The sequence below is a fragment of the Streptomonospora sp. PA3 genome, assembly GCF_009728995.1.
GTDB lineage: Bacteria > Actinomycetota > Actinomycetes > Streptosporangiales > Streptosporangiaceae > Streptomonospora.
In genome coordinates this window covers 111,408-125,615 of the sequence record NZ_VTZW01000010.1, presented here as the reverse complement: position 1 = coordinate 125,615, position 14,208 = coordinate 111,408, and the positions used below count along the sequence as shown (strand labels likewise).

15 protein-coding genes are annotated in these 14,208 nt (G+C 72.7%); 6 read left to right on the top strand and 9 right to left on the bottom strand.

Features of this window, described 5'->3' with window-relative positions; all coding sequences use genetic code 11:
• Window positions 1–198 precede the first annotated feature (198 nt).
• Window positions 199–702 (top strand): ATP-binding protein, encoded by a 504-nt coding sequence (locus tag FZ103_RS12830; protein ID WP_156001367.1) that lies wholly within the window; start codon window positions 199–201, stop codon window positions 700–702.
• Window positions 699–980, top strand: a complete 282-nt coding sequence (locus tag FZ103_RS12825) for a hypothetical protein (protein WP_156001364.1) — start codon at window positions 699–701, stop codon at window positions 978–980. The genes FZ103_RS12830 and FZ103_RS12825 overlap by 4 nt, the downstream gene beginning before the upstream one ends.
• 131 nt (window positions 981–1,111) lie before the next feature.
• On the opposite strand, the gene FZ103_RS12820 is transcribed toward FZ103_RS12825, so the two are convergent.
• The 5 genes from FZ103_RS12820 to FZ103_RS24890 form a co-directional block, all read right to left on the bottom strand.
• On the bottom strand, window positions 1,112–3,193 hold the full coding sequence (locus FZ103_RS12820) for an RICIN domain-containing protein (protein ID WP_156001361.1): 2,082 nt from the start codon (window positions 3,191–3,193) through the stop codon (window positions 1,112–1,114).
• Between the two features lie 705 nt (window positions 3,194–3,898).
• Complete coding sequence (locus FZ103_RS12815) at window positions 3,899–6,085, bottom strand: NB-ARC domain-containing protein (RefSeq protein WP_156001358.1); 2,187 nt, start codon at window positions 6,083–6,085, stop codon at window positions 3,899–3,901.
• A 9-nt stretch (window positions 6,086–6,094) separates the two neighbouring features.
• Complete coding sequence (locus FZ103_RS12810; RefSeq protein WP_156001355.1) at window positions 6,095–6,661, bottom strand: DUF6879 family protein; 567 nt, start codon at window positions 6,659–6,661, stop codon at window positions 6,095–6,097.
• Complete coding sequence (locus tag FZ103_RS12805) at window positions 6,658–6,879, bottom strand: hypothetical protein (protein WP_156001352.1); 222 nt, start codon at window positions 6,877–6,879, stop codon at window positions 6,658–6,660. The genes FZ103_RS12810 and FZ103_RS12805 overlap by 4 nt, the downstream gene beginning before the upstream one ends.
• An 88-nt stretch (window positions 6,880–6,967) precedes the next feature.
• Entirely contained in the window at window positions 6,968–7,126 is a 159-nt protein-coding gene (locus tag FZ103_RS24890) for a hypothetical protein (protein ID WP_186356224.1), read from the bottom strand.
• 104 nt (window positions 7,127–7,230) lie between these two features.
• Between FZ103_RS24890 and FZ103_RS12800 the strand changes: the two genes are divergently transcribed.
• Complete coding sequence (locus tag FZ103_RS12800; RefSeq protein ID WP_156001349.1) at window positions 7,231–7,719, top strand: GNAT family N-acetyltransferase; 489 nt, start codon at window positions 7,231–7,233, stop codon at window positions 7,717–7,719.
• A 10-nt stretch (window positions 7,720–7,729) separates the two neighbouring features.
• Here FZ103_RS12800 and FZ103_RS12795 read toward each other — a convergent pair whose 3' ends face one another.
• Both FZ103_RS12795 and FZ103_RS12790 read right to left on the bottom strand, forming a co-directional pair.
• The gene (locus FZ103_RS12795; RefSeq protein ID WP_156001346.1) at window positions 7,730–8,461 is read right to left on the bottom strand and encodes a DUF4429 domain-containing protein; all 732 of its coding nucleotides are present in this window, start codon (window positions 8,459–8,461) and stop codon (window positions 7,730–7,732) included.
• A gap of 90 nt (window positions 8,462–8,551) precedes the next feature.
• Entirely contained in the window at window positions 8,552–9,385 is an 834-nt protein-coding gene (locus FZ103_RS12790; protein WP_186356223.1) for a DUF1206 domain-containing protein, read from the bottom strand.
• 491 nt (window positions 9,386–9,876) lie between these two features.
• Between FZ103_RS12790 and FZ103_RS12785 the strand changes: the two genes are divergently transcribed.
• Entirely contained in the window at window positions 9,877–10,983 is a 1,107-nt protein-coding gene (locus FZ103_RS12785; protein ID WP_156001340.1) for an oxygenase MpaB family protein, read from the top strand.
• A gap of 289 nt (window positions 10,984–11,272) precedes the next feature.
• Window positions 11,273–11,980: a GPR1/FUN34/YaaH family transporter gene (locus tag FZ103_RS12780; protein ID WP_156001337.1), complete on the top strand. Its 708-nt coding sequence runs from the start codon at window positions 11,273–11,275 to the stop codon at window positions 11,978–11,980.
• Window positions 11,981–12,706: 726 nt separating this feature from the next.
• Here the strand turns inward: FZ103_RS12780 and FZ103_RS24885 are convergent.
• Window positions 12,707–12,988, bottom strand: a complete 282-nt coding sequence (locus FZ103_RS24885) for a hypothetical protein (protein ID WP_186356222.1) — start codon at window positions 12,986–12,988, stop codon at window positions 12,707–12,709.
• A 77-nt stretch (window positions 12,989–13,065) separates the two neighbouring features.
• Here FZ103_RS24885 and FZ103_RS12775 point away from each other — a divergent pair, with 77 nt between their 5' ends.
• Entirely contained in the window at window positions 13,066–13,593 is a 528-nt protein-coding gene (locus FZ103_RS12775) for an EF-hand domain-containing protein (RefSeq protein WP_156001334.1), read from the top strand.
• A 155-nt stretch (window positions 13,594–13,748) separates the two neighbouring features.
• Here FZ103_RS12775 and FZ103_RS12770 read toward each other — a convergent pair whose 3' ends face one another.
• A complete protein-coding gene (locus tag FZ103_RS12770; protein WP_186356221.1) occupies window positions 13,749–14,198 on the bottom strand; it encodes a DUF6917 domain-containing protein in 450 nt (149 codons plus the stop codon).
• Between the last annotated feature and the right edge of the window lie 10 nt (window positions 14,199–14,208).

Genomic DNA, 14,208 nt, shown 5'->3' with positions numbered 1-14,208 from the left:
CGGCCCAATTCGGACCCGAACCGCTCAACCACCGCCACCGTCGCCACAACCGCCCCGCTCCCGCCGCCGCTACCGGCCGCGGCACGCTCTCTCCTCCCGGATCCGGCCCTATGTCCTGCTCATCCAGGAGCGCGGCGAGCTGTTCGTCTCGGGCTTCTCCCGCCTCCCCGACTTCACGCTGTTCTGGGGAGGTGTGCGATGACCGCCGCCGCCCGCACCCGCAATCCCTCCCGCACGCGCGTCCGCTCCCGTACGCGCACCCGCAGCCGCACGTTCCCCGGACGCCGCACCGGCGTCTCCGACGCACGCCACTGGCTGGAGTGCCTTCTCTCCCGGGCGAGTGACCCGCCGGTACCGGAGTCGACCGCCTCCACCGCCGCGCTGCTGCTGTCGGAGGCCGCCACCAACGCCGTGCGCCACACGGCGTCGGGAAGCCGGCCGGGCGGCACGTTCACCGTCCGGGTGCACATAGGCGGCGACGCGCTCACCGTCGACGTCGAGGACGAGGGCGCCGCCACCGTCCCCACTCTCGGCACACCCGGCGGCGACGACGAGTCCGGGCGCGGCCTCCTGCTGATCGACGCCTTCGCCGACACCTGGGGCGTCCGGCCCGAGGGGTGCGGCCTCTCCTTCACGCTCGCCCGATGCCCGTCCCCGGCACCCGCGATACCCCCGGTACCCCAGGCGGTGATGCGCCCATGACCGCCCCACAGCCCGAGGGCGCCCCGCACGGCGACCACCACGAACCCACGGTCATCGACAGCCCGCACACCGACGGACTCGACATCTGCTTCGACGCGCCGAGCCGGGTCTTCACCATCACGCTCGCCCCGGGTGTCCAGGCCCGGCTGCGCATGGGCGCCGCCGACGTCCACGAGCAGCGGCGCTGGCTCATCGAGCTGATCAACCACCTGACCGTCACCGAGCGGTCCCTGCGCTGGGGCTGGGTCCCCCCGTCCCTGCGCACGCCCCGAGGGTGACACCCCGGCCCCGGCGCGGCCGGCTCGGAGGGGTAGCCGGCCGCGCCGGGGCGCCCCCGACCCATGGAGAGCGCCCACCGCGCCGGGGCACCGCCGTGCGGCGCCACGGCGCGGTGCAGGGGATCAGGTCGTCACGCGTCGGTGTCGGTGATCTCCCAGCGCTGGTTGGGGCCCGAGGTGGGCTGCCAGACCGAGACCTCCGAGCCGTCCTCGGTCGCCTGGCCGGCGACGTCGATCAGCTCGCCCGTGGCCCGGTTGACGAAGGTCCAGGAGCCGTCGCCGGTCGTGGACATGGTCCACTGGGCGACCGCGCCCGCCCGGCCGTGGGCCGGCTTGAGGACCAGGGAGTCGCCGCGCACGGCCAGGCGCCGGCCGGTGGCCTCGTTGGTCAGCACGTAGCGCTGGCGGTTGTCGGTGCCCTCGGTCACCTTCGCGATGTCCCAGAGCTGCGCCTCGTCGCCGGGCTCGGTGCCGCGGATGACGGCGGCGGTGCCGTCGTCGGTCGCGGTGAGCGCCTTGCCGCTCTGCACGCCGGTCAGCCGGTAGTCGTGGCCCGGCTGGACGAGCGCGGCGTCCTCGGCGACACCGGACACCCCTTCGACCACGAAGGTGGTCACCGACTCGGCCGGCACGGTGTACGCGGCGCTGCCGTCCTCGATCTCGACGGGGTCCTGGCGCACCAGCCCGCCGCCGGCGTCGGTGACGACCGGGGTCATGGCCGCGTCGCCGGCGATGTGGCCGAACTTCGACAGGTCGACGGTGACGGTGCGGGGCCGGTCGGAGTCGTTGACGTGGACGACGGTGGCCGCGTCCCCCGCCCCAGACACCGCGGCGACGCTGGAGCCGTCGTCGGTGGCGACGAAGTGGTCGCCGGGCCGGATGTAGTGGGTGAAGTTGCGCGCCGTGTGGTACTTGGTGTTGGTGCGGATCGGGCAGGTCTCCAGGGTGTCCTCGGCGGTGCAGCTGAAGGGGATCTGGATGCTGCCCCAGTTGCCGCCCACGTCGGACTCCCCGCCGGGCGCCATGTTGTCGTAGTCCTCGACCGGCTGCCAGAAGACCCAGGCGGAGGGCTCCAGCTCGCGCAGGTCGTCGACCATGAGGTTGGCCAGGCCGAGGCCGGTGGACATGGTCTCGAAGTCCTGCCCGCCACCTCCCCAGCGCTTGCCGTCTCCCCAGTCGCCGCCGGTCTCGCTCATCCACAGCGGCTTCTTGGCGGCCTTGGCCAGGTCGCGCACTGTCGTGCGGCCATCGGTGCCGTAGGTGTGCACGTTGAGCTGGGCGACCAGCTCCCGCACGTCCTCGGGGTAGGACTGCCAGTTCTGCGCGAAGCGGCCGGGGTTGGTCTCGTCCATCGCGGCGATGACCGCCTCGGTCTCGGCGTCGGACAGCTCGGCGGCCAGCGCGCGGATGACGTCCTGCTGGAGCTGCGGCCCCATGTGGGCGCCCTCCTGGCGGCCGCCGGTGGGGTTGCCGTCGGGGCCCAGCGTGGTGCCCCAGTAGTCGGTGTTGGGCTCGTTGAACGGCTCGACGGTGTCGACCTCGATGCCGTGCGCCTGCTCCAGCCGCTCGGAGACCCCGACCATGTAGGCGGCGAAGTCGTCCACGGACTCGGGCTTGAGCTGGTTCTGGTCGGGGTCGAAGCCGCCGGAGACGTAGCCGCTTTCGGTCATGAAGTAGGGCGGGGAGTTGCTGAACACCTCCCAGTGGGTGACGTCGTCCTTGATCCGGTCGACCCACCAGCGCTGGGTCGCATCGGCGTCGGGGTTCCAGTCGGCGGGGTCGTCGGCGCTCCACCAGTCGGTGTCCTCGCGGGTGGTGCCCTCGGGGGCCTGCCACCAGCCCTCGACGGCGCCGCCGGCGCGCAGGTAGTCGGGGACATCGGGGGCGTTGCCGCCGCCGGCGTTGTAGCGGGCGATGTTCAGGTTGAGCCCCTGGTCACCGAAGACCATGCGGGCGAGTTCCGTGCGGATCTCGTCGGGGTAGCCGCCGGTCGCGTTGGCGAACCAGGCCAGGCTCGTGCCCCAGCCCTGGAACTCCTGGCCCTGGTAGGAGGGGTCGGGGGTGATCGTGACGGCGCCTGCGGCGGTGTCCGCGGTGTCGGCCTGGGCGGGTGCGGCCGCGCCGGCGGCCAGCAGGCAGCCGGACAGCAGGGACGCGGCCAGGGCGGTGTGCGGGCGGGGGCGATGGGGGTTGGGGCGGGGTTTTCCTGTCATGGGCTGTCCTTCTCGGGGGTGGTGACATTGCCATGCGGAAGGAGGTGCGGGGCGGAGCGTCGGCGGCCGGGGCGCGCGCGGCGCGGTCAGGTTCGGCCGCCGGGTCGGGGCCGGGCGCGGACGAGGGCCGGGGCGCAGGCGCCTGCGCCGTGCGGGGCGGGCGGGCGGCGCGCGCGTCGCGGACGGCGCGTCCGGGCTGGGAGGCGTCCCGCCGTCGGGGGCGGGGGGAACGTCGGCATGGGAGGTTCCTCGCTCCTGGTCGCTCCGGGATGTTTACGTAAACATCGCGAGGCTGCGGAACCCCGGGGGCTATGTTTACGTAAACATCAGGTTTCGTGATACTTGCACCGGCTCCTGGCGACCGTCAAGGGATGCCGAGCGGGACGGGGCGCGGCCGCGGCCCGCCGCGCGGCGGGCCGGCACCCGGACGCACCTCTGCGACCAGCGGGGATGCGGTCCGCGCACAGCGACGGGGAGGCCGCGCGGCGCCGGGAACCGGGTCGGCGGTCGCGCGGCGCTGCCCGTCGAGCGGGTCGGCCGGCCGCCGTTGCGGGCATGCGGGCTCCACGCGTCGCCTGACGGAGCCGGAGCCGGCTCCGTTGTCGGCGGCTCGGTGCGGCGGCTGAATCGGGGGCCGCCTGCTCGCGGCCGGACCGGCGTCGTCCACGGGTCAGGGCAGGCCGGTCGGGGCGGCCTCACTCCGGCTCACTCCAGCGCCCCGATCTCCGCCTCGACCTCCTCGGCCCTCGGGTCCTCCATGGAGTGCAGGATGTCCAGTGCCGCGCCGAGCTGGGCGCGCGCCTCGTCGGTGCGGCCCGCGGAGGCGTACGCACGCCCGGCGCCCATGCGGGCCAGTGCCACACCCTCCAGGTTCTGCTGCTCCTCGAAGACCGCGATCGCCGACCGGTACTCCGCGACGGCCTCCTCCAGCCGCCCGGAGGCGGCGAGGATCCCGGCGAGCGTGCGGCCGGCCCAGGCCGTCGTCCAGGTATCGGCGATCCCGGCGAACAGGTCCACGGCCGCGCGGGCGCGCCGCTCCGCGGTTTCGAGGACGCCGTGCTCGCGCTCGTACTCGGCCAGGCTCAGCAGAGCCATGCCCTCGCCGCGCCGCTCGCCGGCGCCGCGGAACACCTCGACCGCCTCCCACAGCAGGTCGTGCGCCCGGTCGCCGTCGTGATCCAGCCGGAGTACGCCGAGCTGGCGCAGCGCGAACCCCTCGCTCCAGCCGTCGCCCGCCTCGCGCGCGGCGGCGAGTGCGGCCTCGAAGCGGCCCAGAGCGGTGTCGTTCTCGCCCCGCGACCACTCGGCGTCGCCCAACCCGACCAGGTTGCGGGCCTCGCCGTGCCGGTCGCCCAGCGACCGCGCGGCCTCCAGGCCCACGAGGTGGATCTCGCGCCAATCGGCCCAGTACCAGCCGTACTCGAACAAGGGGTAGACGGTCGCCGGAAGCCGCCAGGCGAGGTCGTCGAGCCGGAGATCCCGCGCGGCGCGGACCGTCTGCACGATGTTCTCCCGCTCGGCGGTGAACCAGGCGAGCGCTTCGGCGGTGGAGGCGAACTCCGGCGGTTCGACGTGTTCGTAGTCGCCGAGGTCCACGAAACGGAAGTTCGGCAGCACCGCGCGTACCGCGTTGCGTGCGGAGGTCGCGTACCAGGCGCCGATGCGGCCGAGCACCGCCGCCTCCTGGCCGGCGGGCTCCTCGGCGCGGAAGCGCTCGACGGCGTAGACCCGCAGCAGGTCGTGCATGCGGTACCGGTCGGAGGCCAGTCGCTGGATGAGGCTCGCCCCGGCCAGGTGCTCCAGGAGGCGCCGGGTCCGGGCCTGCGGGAGCCCCGCGGCGGCCGCGCACAGGGCCGCGGTGAAGTCGCCGCCCGGGTGGGCGCCCAGGATGCGGAACACCTGCGCGGCCTCGTCCGGCAGTGCACCGTAGGAGGCGGAGAAGACCGCGCGGACGTCGCTCAGCTCGTCGCCGGTGATCCCGAGCGCGTCGAGCCGCTCGTCCTCGGCGGCCAGCTCTGCGGCCACGGTGCTCAGCGGGGTGTCGGGCAGCTCGTTGAGCCGCTCGGCGAGGACCCGCAGGGCCAGCGGCAGCCGCGCGCAGTGGTCCACCAGCGCCCGCGCGGCCTCGGGTTCGGCACCGATCCGCTCGGCCCCCAGGTGCTCGCGCAGCAGCGCCAGCGACTCGTCGACCGAAAGCATCTCCAACGTCATCCGACGCGCCCCCTCCCGGGCCACCAGGCCGGCGAGCGTGCTGCGGCTGGTGACCAGCACTAGGCAGGAAGGCGACGCAGGCAGCAGCGGCCGAACCTGCGCAGCCGAGACGGCGTCGTCGAGAACGATCAGCATGCGCCTGCCGTCCAGACGCGACCGGAACAGCGCCGCCCGCCCGTCGAGATCGAGCGGGATCCGCTCGGGCGCGACACCGAGCGCCCGCAGCAGCGATTCCAACGCCGCCGCCGCATCCAGTCGCGGTCCGGGACCGTGGCCGTGCAGGTTGACGTAGAGGTCGCCGTCGGGAAACCGGGAGCGGACGCGATGCGCCCAGTGCAGGGCCAGCGCCGTCTTGCCGATGCCCGGCGCACCCCCGATCGCGGAGATGACCACGGCCTCGGGCGCGCCGTCGGCGGCCGCGCGCTCCCAGGACGAGAGCAGGGAGTCGAGGAGGGAGAGTTCGGCGCTGCGGTTGACGAACCCGGAGGCGGCCAGCGGGAGCTGCCGGAGGACGGCGGGTTCCTCGGGTTTCCCGGCGCTGATGTGCACGTCTCCGTGGATCGCGCCGGCCTGTACGGCGGCTCCGACGTCGCCGTGGATGCTGTTGTCCGTGCCGCCTGCGCGGGAAGCGTTGGCGCCGTCAGCGCAGTCGGCCGGGGGGTTGGTGCCGCGGTCTGCCATCGCCGCCTTTCAGCGCGGGCGCATGAAGGCGTCGAACCGCGCTTCGTACTCGGTGTAGGGAACCGACAGGCGAAGTGCCCGGTCGCGCCAGGCCTCGGCCGCCGCGACGGTCTGGGGGTCGTCGACCAGTTCGGTGGATTCGAGCACGCCGCCGTCGCTGTAGTTCATCACCAGCATGAGCCGGGAGTCGAACAGCCAGTAGTCGAGGCGGGGGACACCCTCGGGCCAGCGGCCCTCCTCGACGGCGAGGATGCGGATGTCTTCGCCCGCCGCGGCGTTGCTGCGATAGGCCCAGGCGCACTCGAACCGCACGTAGTCGGTCAGCGGCTCGGTGACGACATGGACCCGGCGGTAGGAGCGCCCTCTGCGGATGCCCTCGCGGAGTTCGGCGTGCCAATCGTCCAGATCCGGCGATCCGGGGATATCGCCGGCGAGGAAATTCTGAAAGGCGGCCTTCTCGGTCGGAGCCTCATACCGCTGGAGGGTCTCCAGGCGAAAAACGGTGGATCGGAATTCGGCGAATAGGTGTTCGACTTCGTCCCAGCCGATGGGCTTTCCCCGCTGCAGGGTGTTCATGGCGCTGCGCTCCTCCGGTACTGCTCGACCGCCTCGATCACGATCGTCGGGTCGATGCGCACGGCGGTCTCACCGTTGAGGGGGTTCTGCAGCGAGGGCATCTCGGATTCGGTCAGTTCCAGGCCCTGGACGACCAGTTCACCCGTGTCCGCCACGTAGACGGAGGGACAGTCCTTGACGCCGGACTTTCCGTCCTTGGCGAGTAAGGTGAGCTTCATGTTTCTCCTGTTCATAGGGGAATCGGAGAATCATCCCTCCACGCTAACACGGGGCAGTGGAGCCCACCAGAAAAATGACCGACTCCGGCTATTCCGGCAGATAGGTCTCGCGCACTCGGGAAACCGTGTCCTCGTCGTTTTCCCGGGAAGCCCGCACAAGCCGCTTCAGATCGGCCGCGAAGAGCGCGTCGCCGATGCCCTCCGGAGGCCGGTCGGGCGTGTCGTAGGGGCGATCGTCGGCGGACATGTCAACCTCCCGCGCGAAGATGCGGCTGCGGATCCTTCTACCCGCAACCCGTCGGCTTAGTCCGGTCCGCACCGCAGGAGCGAACAGGCGGCTACAGTACCCGGATGCTGAATCTGCGCCCCACCACGGAAGCCGACCTCCCGCAGCTGACGCGCTGGGAGGCCGACGCGGGCACGTCCGTGTGGCTCGGGACGACCGGGGCCGACTGGCATGCCGAGGCGCTGGCCGATCCGGACCAGGAGCACGTCGTGGCCGTGGACGGCGAGGCCGCGGTGGGATTCGCCGTGCTCGCCGGCCTGCTCGGCGGCGAGGGTGTCGAGCTGCGCCGCATGGTCGTCGCCGGGCCCCTGCGCGGGGCGGGGCGCGGCAGGGGACTGCTCAGGGCGGTGCTCGCCCGGGCCTTCGGGCACCATGGCGCGCACCGCGTCTGGCTGGACGTCAAAGCGCACAACCATCGCGCCCGTGCCCTGTACGAGTCGGAGGGGTTCGGCCACGCCACGACCCTCGCCGGCGCGGTCGCCGAGGACGACGGCACGTTCTCCGACCTCGTCGTCATGGAGCGGCGGCCGGATCCGGACAGCGTGCCGGTCTGAATCCCGGCGGCTACCCCGCCGCCCGCTGGTCCCTGGCCCACAGGTGGGCGGTGATCGTCGCGGCCATCATCAGGGCCGCCGCTCCCTCCTTGCCCTCGTCGCACAGGAGGCAGGACAGGTCGTGCTTGGGCTTGGTGATCTCCGTGCGGACCGCCTCGGTGGTGGTCACCCGCATGTGGCCGTACTCCCAGCCGTCCGAGGGGACCCACTCGACGCCGGTGACGTCGGCCAGCGCGATCTCACGGCGGTGCGCCTTCTTCTTGCGCGATGACGCCTCCGACCCGGTCCAGATCAATCGGACCGCGGAGCCGTCGAAGGAGGCCGTGCCCTCGCCCGTCTGGATGTGCAGCGGCAGCGGCGGAACCAGGCGCGTGGCGATCTGCGCGGTCGGGTCGGAGGCGGCGGCCCGCTCGGCGGCGAAGCGGATCTGGTCGGCCGCGTACTCGGCGACCAGTTCCGTGGATGCGGGCCCGAGGAGCCGGAACGGCTGGGCGCCCTGGTCGAGCATCGCTCCCACGGCCGCGTACGGATCGGCTCCCTCGCGCATCCGCAACTGCAGCGCCCAGCGTTTGCGCTTGCTCTCGAACAGGTCGAAGTCGACCTCGGATACGGCCGAGACCGGGACGGTGATACGGCCGAGCTCCTTGAGCATCGCGTTCTTGAACGCGCCCGTGCGGTACCGGATCCGGACGGTTTCCCCGTCGAATCGCCAGTCCGCTCGATCGCCGCGCAGCTCGTCCATGGCAGGGATCCTAGACGCGATCCGCCGGACGCGCCGCCCGGCGCCGGGGCACCACCGCGGCCGCTCCCGGCCGCGCGGCGCCGCCCTGCGCTACGTCCGCGGCCAGCGGGCCTTGCAGAAGCAGTACAGCCCGTAGGAGGCCAGGCCGGCGGCGATGCCGCTCAGCAGCCACGGCCCCGCGGGCGCCTGGCTGACACTGCGCAGGGTGTCGTCCAGGCCCTGGGTGTGGTCCGGCGCTCCGTCCAGGGCGGCCCAGACCACGAAACCGCCGGCTAGCGTGACGATCGCGACCCGCGAGAGGTTTCCGGCGACGTTGAGCGCGACCACCGCCGGGCGCAGCCGGCGCGGCATCGCGGCGAAGTCGACGTCGTGGGTGTAGGCGTTGCGGCGGAACATGGTGAACACCAGCGCCACCCCGAACCCGACCAGCGTCAGCCCGATCAGCGCCACCAGCACCCGTCCCAGCGGCAGGCCCAGCAGCAGCGCGGTGAGGTGCTCGCTCTGGCGGTCCTGGCTGCCCCCGCCTGTCGCCGCGCCGATCGCGACCCGCAGGACCGTGGCGAACAGCAGGCTGTAGACGACGGTGCGGCCGACCGCGGCGACGCGCTGGGTGGCCCAGGCCCCCATCCGGCCGCCGAAGACGACCAGCGCCGCCTGCCGCAGCGCCAGCCCGCCCAGGCCGCCCGCCACCAGCCACAGCAGCACCGCGCCGAGCGGGGTGGCGGCCACCAGCTCCAGCGCGCCGCGGGCGGTGGCCTGCTCGTCTGCGTGGCGGGTCGCGGCGATGTGGGCGCAGATGTAGCCGACCAGCACATAGAGCAGGCCGGTGGCCACCGTGCCGACGCGGGCCGCGAGCTCCAAACTCCTGCTGCGGGCGGCTTCGCGGGCGGCGGCCCGGGCCCTTCTCTCGGCCTCCTTCGCCATGTTCCCGGCTTCACCGACGATGTCTGCGCGGGTTTCGGTCCGGCGGTCGGCGCTGTCGGTGCTCGGGGCGCCGCTCGGGGCCGCGCGTCCGTCGTCCCTGCCCCCGTCCCTGCGGAGAGCGAACATCCCCGCCCGCTTACCGCGATCCGGGTGGGCAAACGCCGCCCAGGTCGAAGGCGCATGGGCGCGGCTGCCGCCGGGCGCCGGGTCCGGGCGGCGTGGACCGGGGTTGCGGTCGGTCCCGGGCAGGGGAGCAGGAGACCGAAACAGCGCGGTGACCTGGTATTCCAGGATCGCGGCGGGTGTTTGGCGCGAGGCGGACCCGAGCAGAACGGCCACGGCGAGCGCCCGCGCGGTGACCGAGCGGAGTCGGCGGCGCCGGTTGGAGCCTCCGGCCCCCCACCCCGCGACACCGGCTTCCGCCGGCCCGGCCCCCGAGCCCGCGGCCGCTCGCCAGGAGACCTTCCGCCGCGCGTCAAGGAGGCCGCACCATGGCCATGGACTACCACGACTTCGCCCAGGAGCTCAGGGACCTGGGCGACCCCCTCGCCGACGAGGTCGTCCGCGAACTGCTGGACGAGGATCGCATCAACACCGTCAACGACCTGTTCCGCGACATCGAGACGGCCGACTCCCGCATCCCGCCGCAGACCCCGGGCGTGCTGCGCGAGTACTTCGAGGCGACCCGCGAGTTCCCCGACTGGGTGGAGGAGCGGCGCCTGCGCGACACCGCGGCCTTCTTCCGCCACCACCACCTGGCCGCCTCCGCGATGCAGGCGACCGTGGGCCTGGTCGGCACCTACCTCTCCCCGGTGGGCGCCTACACGCTGCACTCCACCCACCAGTTGTCCCACCAGCCGCACCGCCGCCTCTCCCAGTCGACCCGGATCTTCATGGGCATGGGCGACTCCGACGCCTTCACCGCCCACTCCAAGCTGGTGCCCACCTGCCAGAAGGTGCGGCTGGTGCACGCGGCCATCCGCGAGCTGCACCGGCGCTCGGGCGAGTGGGACTACGAGGGCATGGGCATGCCCGTCTCCCAGCTCTACACGGCGGGCGCGGCGCTGGTGTTCTCCGTGGGAGTGCTCGACGGCATGGAGAACATCGGCCTGACCGTCGAGCCCGACGAGGCCGAGGGCTTCATGTACGCCTGGGCGATCGTCGCCCACTTCCTCGGAGTCCCCGACACCTACATCAAGGAGGCGATGCCCTCCCACGCGCGCGCCGCCGAACTCTGGCACGAGGGGCGCGAGCACGAGTGGGCCCCCAGCCGCGAGGGCATCCTGCTCACCCGCGAGTGCATCGACCTCTACCAGTCCTACATGCCGCCCGGCTTCGACGGCGCGGTGCCGGCGTTCCTGCGCAAGGCGCTGTCCGACCGGTTCGCCGACATGGTCGAGGTGCCCACCTCCGTCTTCGACCTGGGCGCCGACGCCGCCTCGCTGGGAGCCTCCGCGCTGCTGGGCTCCCCGGTCGGGCACAACCCCGTGGCCGACGAGGTGATCGGCCACCTGGGCAAGGCCGTCGAGCGGGTCTGCCGCGAAGCCTTCACCGCCGGGCAGGAGACCGAGCCGCAGATGGCCGACCGCATCCGCTGAGTCCCGGACGAGAAGTCGCGGCGGCGGGGTGGTTCCCGCTCCTTCGGGGACCGCTGGTGCGGGAACCACCCCTGGTGCGGCCGCGCGCGGCGTTTCGCGCCTTCCCGCCGTTTAGGGGCGGCGGCAGGTGTCAGCGTGACCAGGGAGGCGGTCCGGGTTCGGCGCGTCCCCGACGGGCGCGAACGCGCCGCTCCGCCGTTGCGGGGAGCGGCCTCCCGAGCCGCTCGGTACCGCGCCGGCGACGGCGCCGTGCCCTGGTGTGACCGCGACCTGCCGAGAGGGAGCCGCCGTGACCGAACCCGCGCCCGAACCGGCCCCGCAGCAAGCCCGCTCGGCTTCCTCGGCCGTGCGGATCATTCTGCGCCCCGTCGCCAGCTCCGCCCCGGTGGGGTTCATGGCGCTGGCCGTGGCCACCTTGATGCTCAGCTCCCTGCAACTGGGCTGGCTGCCCCAGAGCGAGCGCAACCCCGTGGCCCTGGTGCTCATCGCGTTCGCCTTCCCACTGCAGCTCCTCGGCTGCGTGTTCGGCTTCCTGGCACGCGACACCGTGGTGGGCACCGGAATGGGCATCCTCAGCGCCACCTGGCTCTCGACCGCGGTCGTGACCCTGACGTCCCCGCCCGGCACGACCACGACGCCCACCCTCGGCGTGCTGATGCTGGCCGTCGCGGTCGGCCTGCTCGTGCCCGCGGCGGGCGCGGCCACGGGCAAGCCCCTGGCCGCGGTCGTCCTGGCGGCCGCATCGGTGCGGTTCGGCCTTACAGCCGGCTATGAGCTCACCGGCGCGCCGCAGTGGGCCGCGGTCTCCGGCGCCGCCGGGGTGGTGCTGTGCGCCATAGCCCTCTACGGCTCTTTGGCCCTGCTCATCGAGGACGTCCTCAAGCGCCCGGTGCTGCCGGTCTTCCGCCGCGGGGCCGGCCGCGCGTCCATGCGGGGCAACCTGCACGAGCAGCTGAGCACCATCGAGAGCGAAGCGGGCGTGCGTCGGCAGCTCTAGGTCGTGTCTAAGGACGGCGGGGCGCTGGCTTTTTCAGGAACCCGCCGGGTTCCACCTGGGGCGGCCGCCATCGAGGTTGCGGCAATGGGCGCTCTTCGCGTAGCGCGGCCCGCCCGCCCGTCAGCCCGCCACCGCCCCAGCGGAGACGCTGCGCGTCACGTGCCCGCCCGTCAGCCCGCCGCCGCCCCAGCGGAGACGCTGCGCGTCACGTGTTTGCTTGCCGCCGAGCGCACGCGGTTCTTTGCAGGTGGAGCCGCACTATCGGTGGCGGGGCTCCGGCGCGAAGGTGGGCCGTGCGCTCGGCGGCAAGCTGGCGCACAGCGCTTCGCGCAGCTCAGCCCCATTGCCGCAACCTCCGTGGTGACCGGCCACTTGAACAGGACGTAGAGCCGTTCGAGGGCGCCGTTTTCGAGGAACCCGCCGGGTTCCACCTGGGGCGGCCGCCATCGAGGTTGCGGCAATGGGCGCTCTTCGCGTAGCGCGGCCCGCCCGTCAGCCCGCCGCCACCCCGACGGAGACGCTGCGCGTCACGTGTTTGCTTGCCGCCGAGCGCACGCGGTTCTTTGCAGGTGGAGCCGCACTATCGGTGGCGGGGCTCCGGCGCGAAGGTGTGCCGTGCGCTCGGCGGCAAGCCGGCCCGGAACAAGTACGTGGCGCAGAGCGCCTCCGTCGTTCCTGCGTCGAGCGGATCGCCGGTGTTGACCGAGAAACGGATACGGGAGGACGCTAATGCGGATTATGGCTCTCCTGAACAGGGAAAGTTGAGAAAAGCAATTGCAGCGCCGTTAATTTCTCGGGGATGAATCGGGCGAGCACTGACGTTTCCGGCCCAGTTGCCATTGGCGGCAAAACCGAGCGAACGCGGCGCCAATCCAGGGTTTTTCCGGTGGTTTGTTCCGGATTGGCGTAAGTCCTGTGCCCGGGTCGGGCGGGCGCCACGAGAATTCCCGGAAATTCGCTATTGCATCGGCTGTCGGGCCAGGTGAGTGCGATGGTAGCGTAATTCATGCGAAGCTTCGCTTGCCCGGTTCCGCGGTATCCCCAGGTTCCGGGTGTCCACCGCTCATTTTATTGAGAGGTCAATAATGGCGAGCAATGTGAAAGAGCGCGAACGCCTCAACGAGCGGTTCGCCTTCTGGGACAACAACGGCGACGGCACCATCGACCGATCCGACTTCGAGGCCGAGGCGCGCGAGATCATGCGCAACCTGGGCGAGGACGACACCACCCCCCGCGGCCGCGCGGTCTTCGACGCCTACACGCAGATGTGGGACTACCTGGCGAGCAAGGCGGGCAAGAGCTCGCTGAACGCCGACGAGTTCGCCGCGGTGGCCGAGGCGGAGATCATCAGCCAGGGCGACGCCGGCTTCAGCCGCGTGCTGCGTCCGACCATCCGCGCCATCGTCGACCTCCTCGACAACGACGGCGACGGCCGGGTCAGCCCCGACGAGTTCAAGCGGTGGCTCGACGCCGTCGGCGTCTCCACCAACACCCAATCGATCTTCCAGAGCATCGACACCAACGGCAACGGCTACCTCACGGTAGACGAACTCATGGCGGCCGTGCGCGACTACCACCTGGGACGCTCCGACGTTCCTCTCCTCGGCCGGTAGCGCCCACGGCCGTGCCGGGGCCGCCCGCAGCACACGGGCGGCCCCGGCCCCGCTGCCGCCGGGCGCGCCCCGCTCGGGGACGGGGGCGCGCCCGGCTCCGCCGACCCGCCGACCCGCTGGCCGCGGAAACCGGCCCGCCCCCCGCCGGCCGCGGATCAGCCCGGCCGCCCCCGTTCCCGAGCCGCCGCCGGCGCATCCTCGTGCGGGGGCGGTGCGAACTCCACGCGGTCCTCGGGACGCAGGTCCAGTTCCGCGCCGGTCAGCGGAGCGTCGGCGTGCACGAGGATGTTGTAGTGGTTGGGGAAGTGGCAGCCGTCGAATCCCAGCACCGTGCCCACGACCCGCCCGTTCACCCGCATCTCGTCGCCGCGGTCGACGACCCCCGCACGGCCGATCTCGACGAAGCCGAGGAACGCCACCCGGTCGATCCGCGCGCCGGCCGCCGTCTCGGTGTGATCGGTGGCGACCAGTTCGTGCACCTCGCCGACGCGCACGCAGCGGCTCGCATACGGCAGCAGCTCCATCCCGCGGTCGCCGCGCCGGTGGATCAGCACCTTGACCAGGGTTCCCGTGATCACTCGCTTGGCCCCGTCCTCGCCGATCACCGGCCTCCTC

Excerpts from the sequence above, each read along its gene's own strand:
- FZ103_RS12830 (WP_156001367.1), top strand. The coding sequence starts at position 199 with ATGACCGCCGCCGCCCGCACCCGCAATCCCTCCCGCACGCGCGTCCGC.
- FZ103_RS12825 (WP_156001364.1), top strand. The coding sequence starts at position 699 with ATGACCGCCCCACAGCCCGAGGGCGCCCCGCACGGCGACCACCACGAA.
- FZ103_RS12820 (WP_156001361.1), bottom strand. The coding sequence starts at position 3,193 with ATGACAGGAAAACCCCGCCCCAACCCCCATCGCCCCCGCCCGCACACC.
- FZ103_RS12815 (WP_156001358.1), bottom strand. The coding sequence starts at position 6,085 with ATGGCAGACCGCGGCACCAACCCCCCGGCCGACTGCGCTGACGGCGCC.
- FZ103_RS12810 (WP_156001355.1), bottom strand. The coding sequence starts at position 6,661 with ATGAACACCCTGCAGCGGGGAAAGCCCATCGGCTGGGACGAAGTCGAA.
- FZ103_RS12805 (WP_156001352.1), bottom strand. The coding sequence starts at position 6,879 with ATGAAGCTCACCTTACTCGCCAAGGACGGAAAGTCCGGCGTCAAGGAC.
- FZ103_RS24890 (WP_186356224.1), bottom strand. The coding sequence starts at position 7,126 with ATGTCCGCCGACGATCGCCCCTACGACACGCCCGACCGGCCTCCGGAG.
- FZ103_RS12800 (WP_156001349.1), top strand. The coding sequence starts at position 7,231 with ATGCTGAATCTGCGCCCCACCACGGAAGCCGACCTCCCGCAGCTGACG.
- FZ103_RS12795 (WP_156001346.1), bottom strand. The coding sequence starts at position 8,461 with ATGGACGAGCTGCGCGGCGATCGAGCGGACTGGCGATTCGACGGGGAA.
- FZ103_RS12790 (WP_186356223.1), bottom strand. The coding sequence starts at position 9,385 with ATGGCGAAGGAGGCCGAGAGAAGGGCCCGGGCCGCCGCCCGCGAAGCC.
- FZ103_RS12785 (WP_156001340.1), top strand. The coding sequence starts at position 9,877 with ATGGCCATGGACTACCACGACTTCGCCCAGGAGCTCAGGGACCTGGGC.
- FZ103_RS24885 (WP_186356222.1), bottom strand. The coding sequence starts at position 12,988 with ATGAATTACGCTACCATCGCACTCACCTGGCCCGACAGCCGATGCAAT.
- FZ103_RS12775 (WP_156001334.1), top strand. The coding sequence starts at position 13,066 with ATGGCGAGCAATGTGAAAGAGCGCGAACGCCTCAACGAGCGGTTCGCC.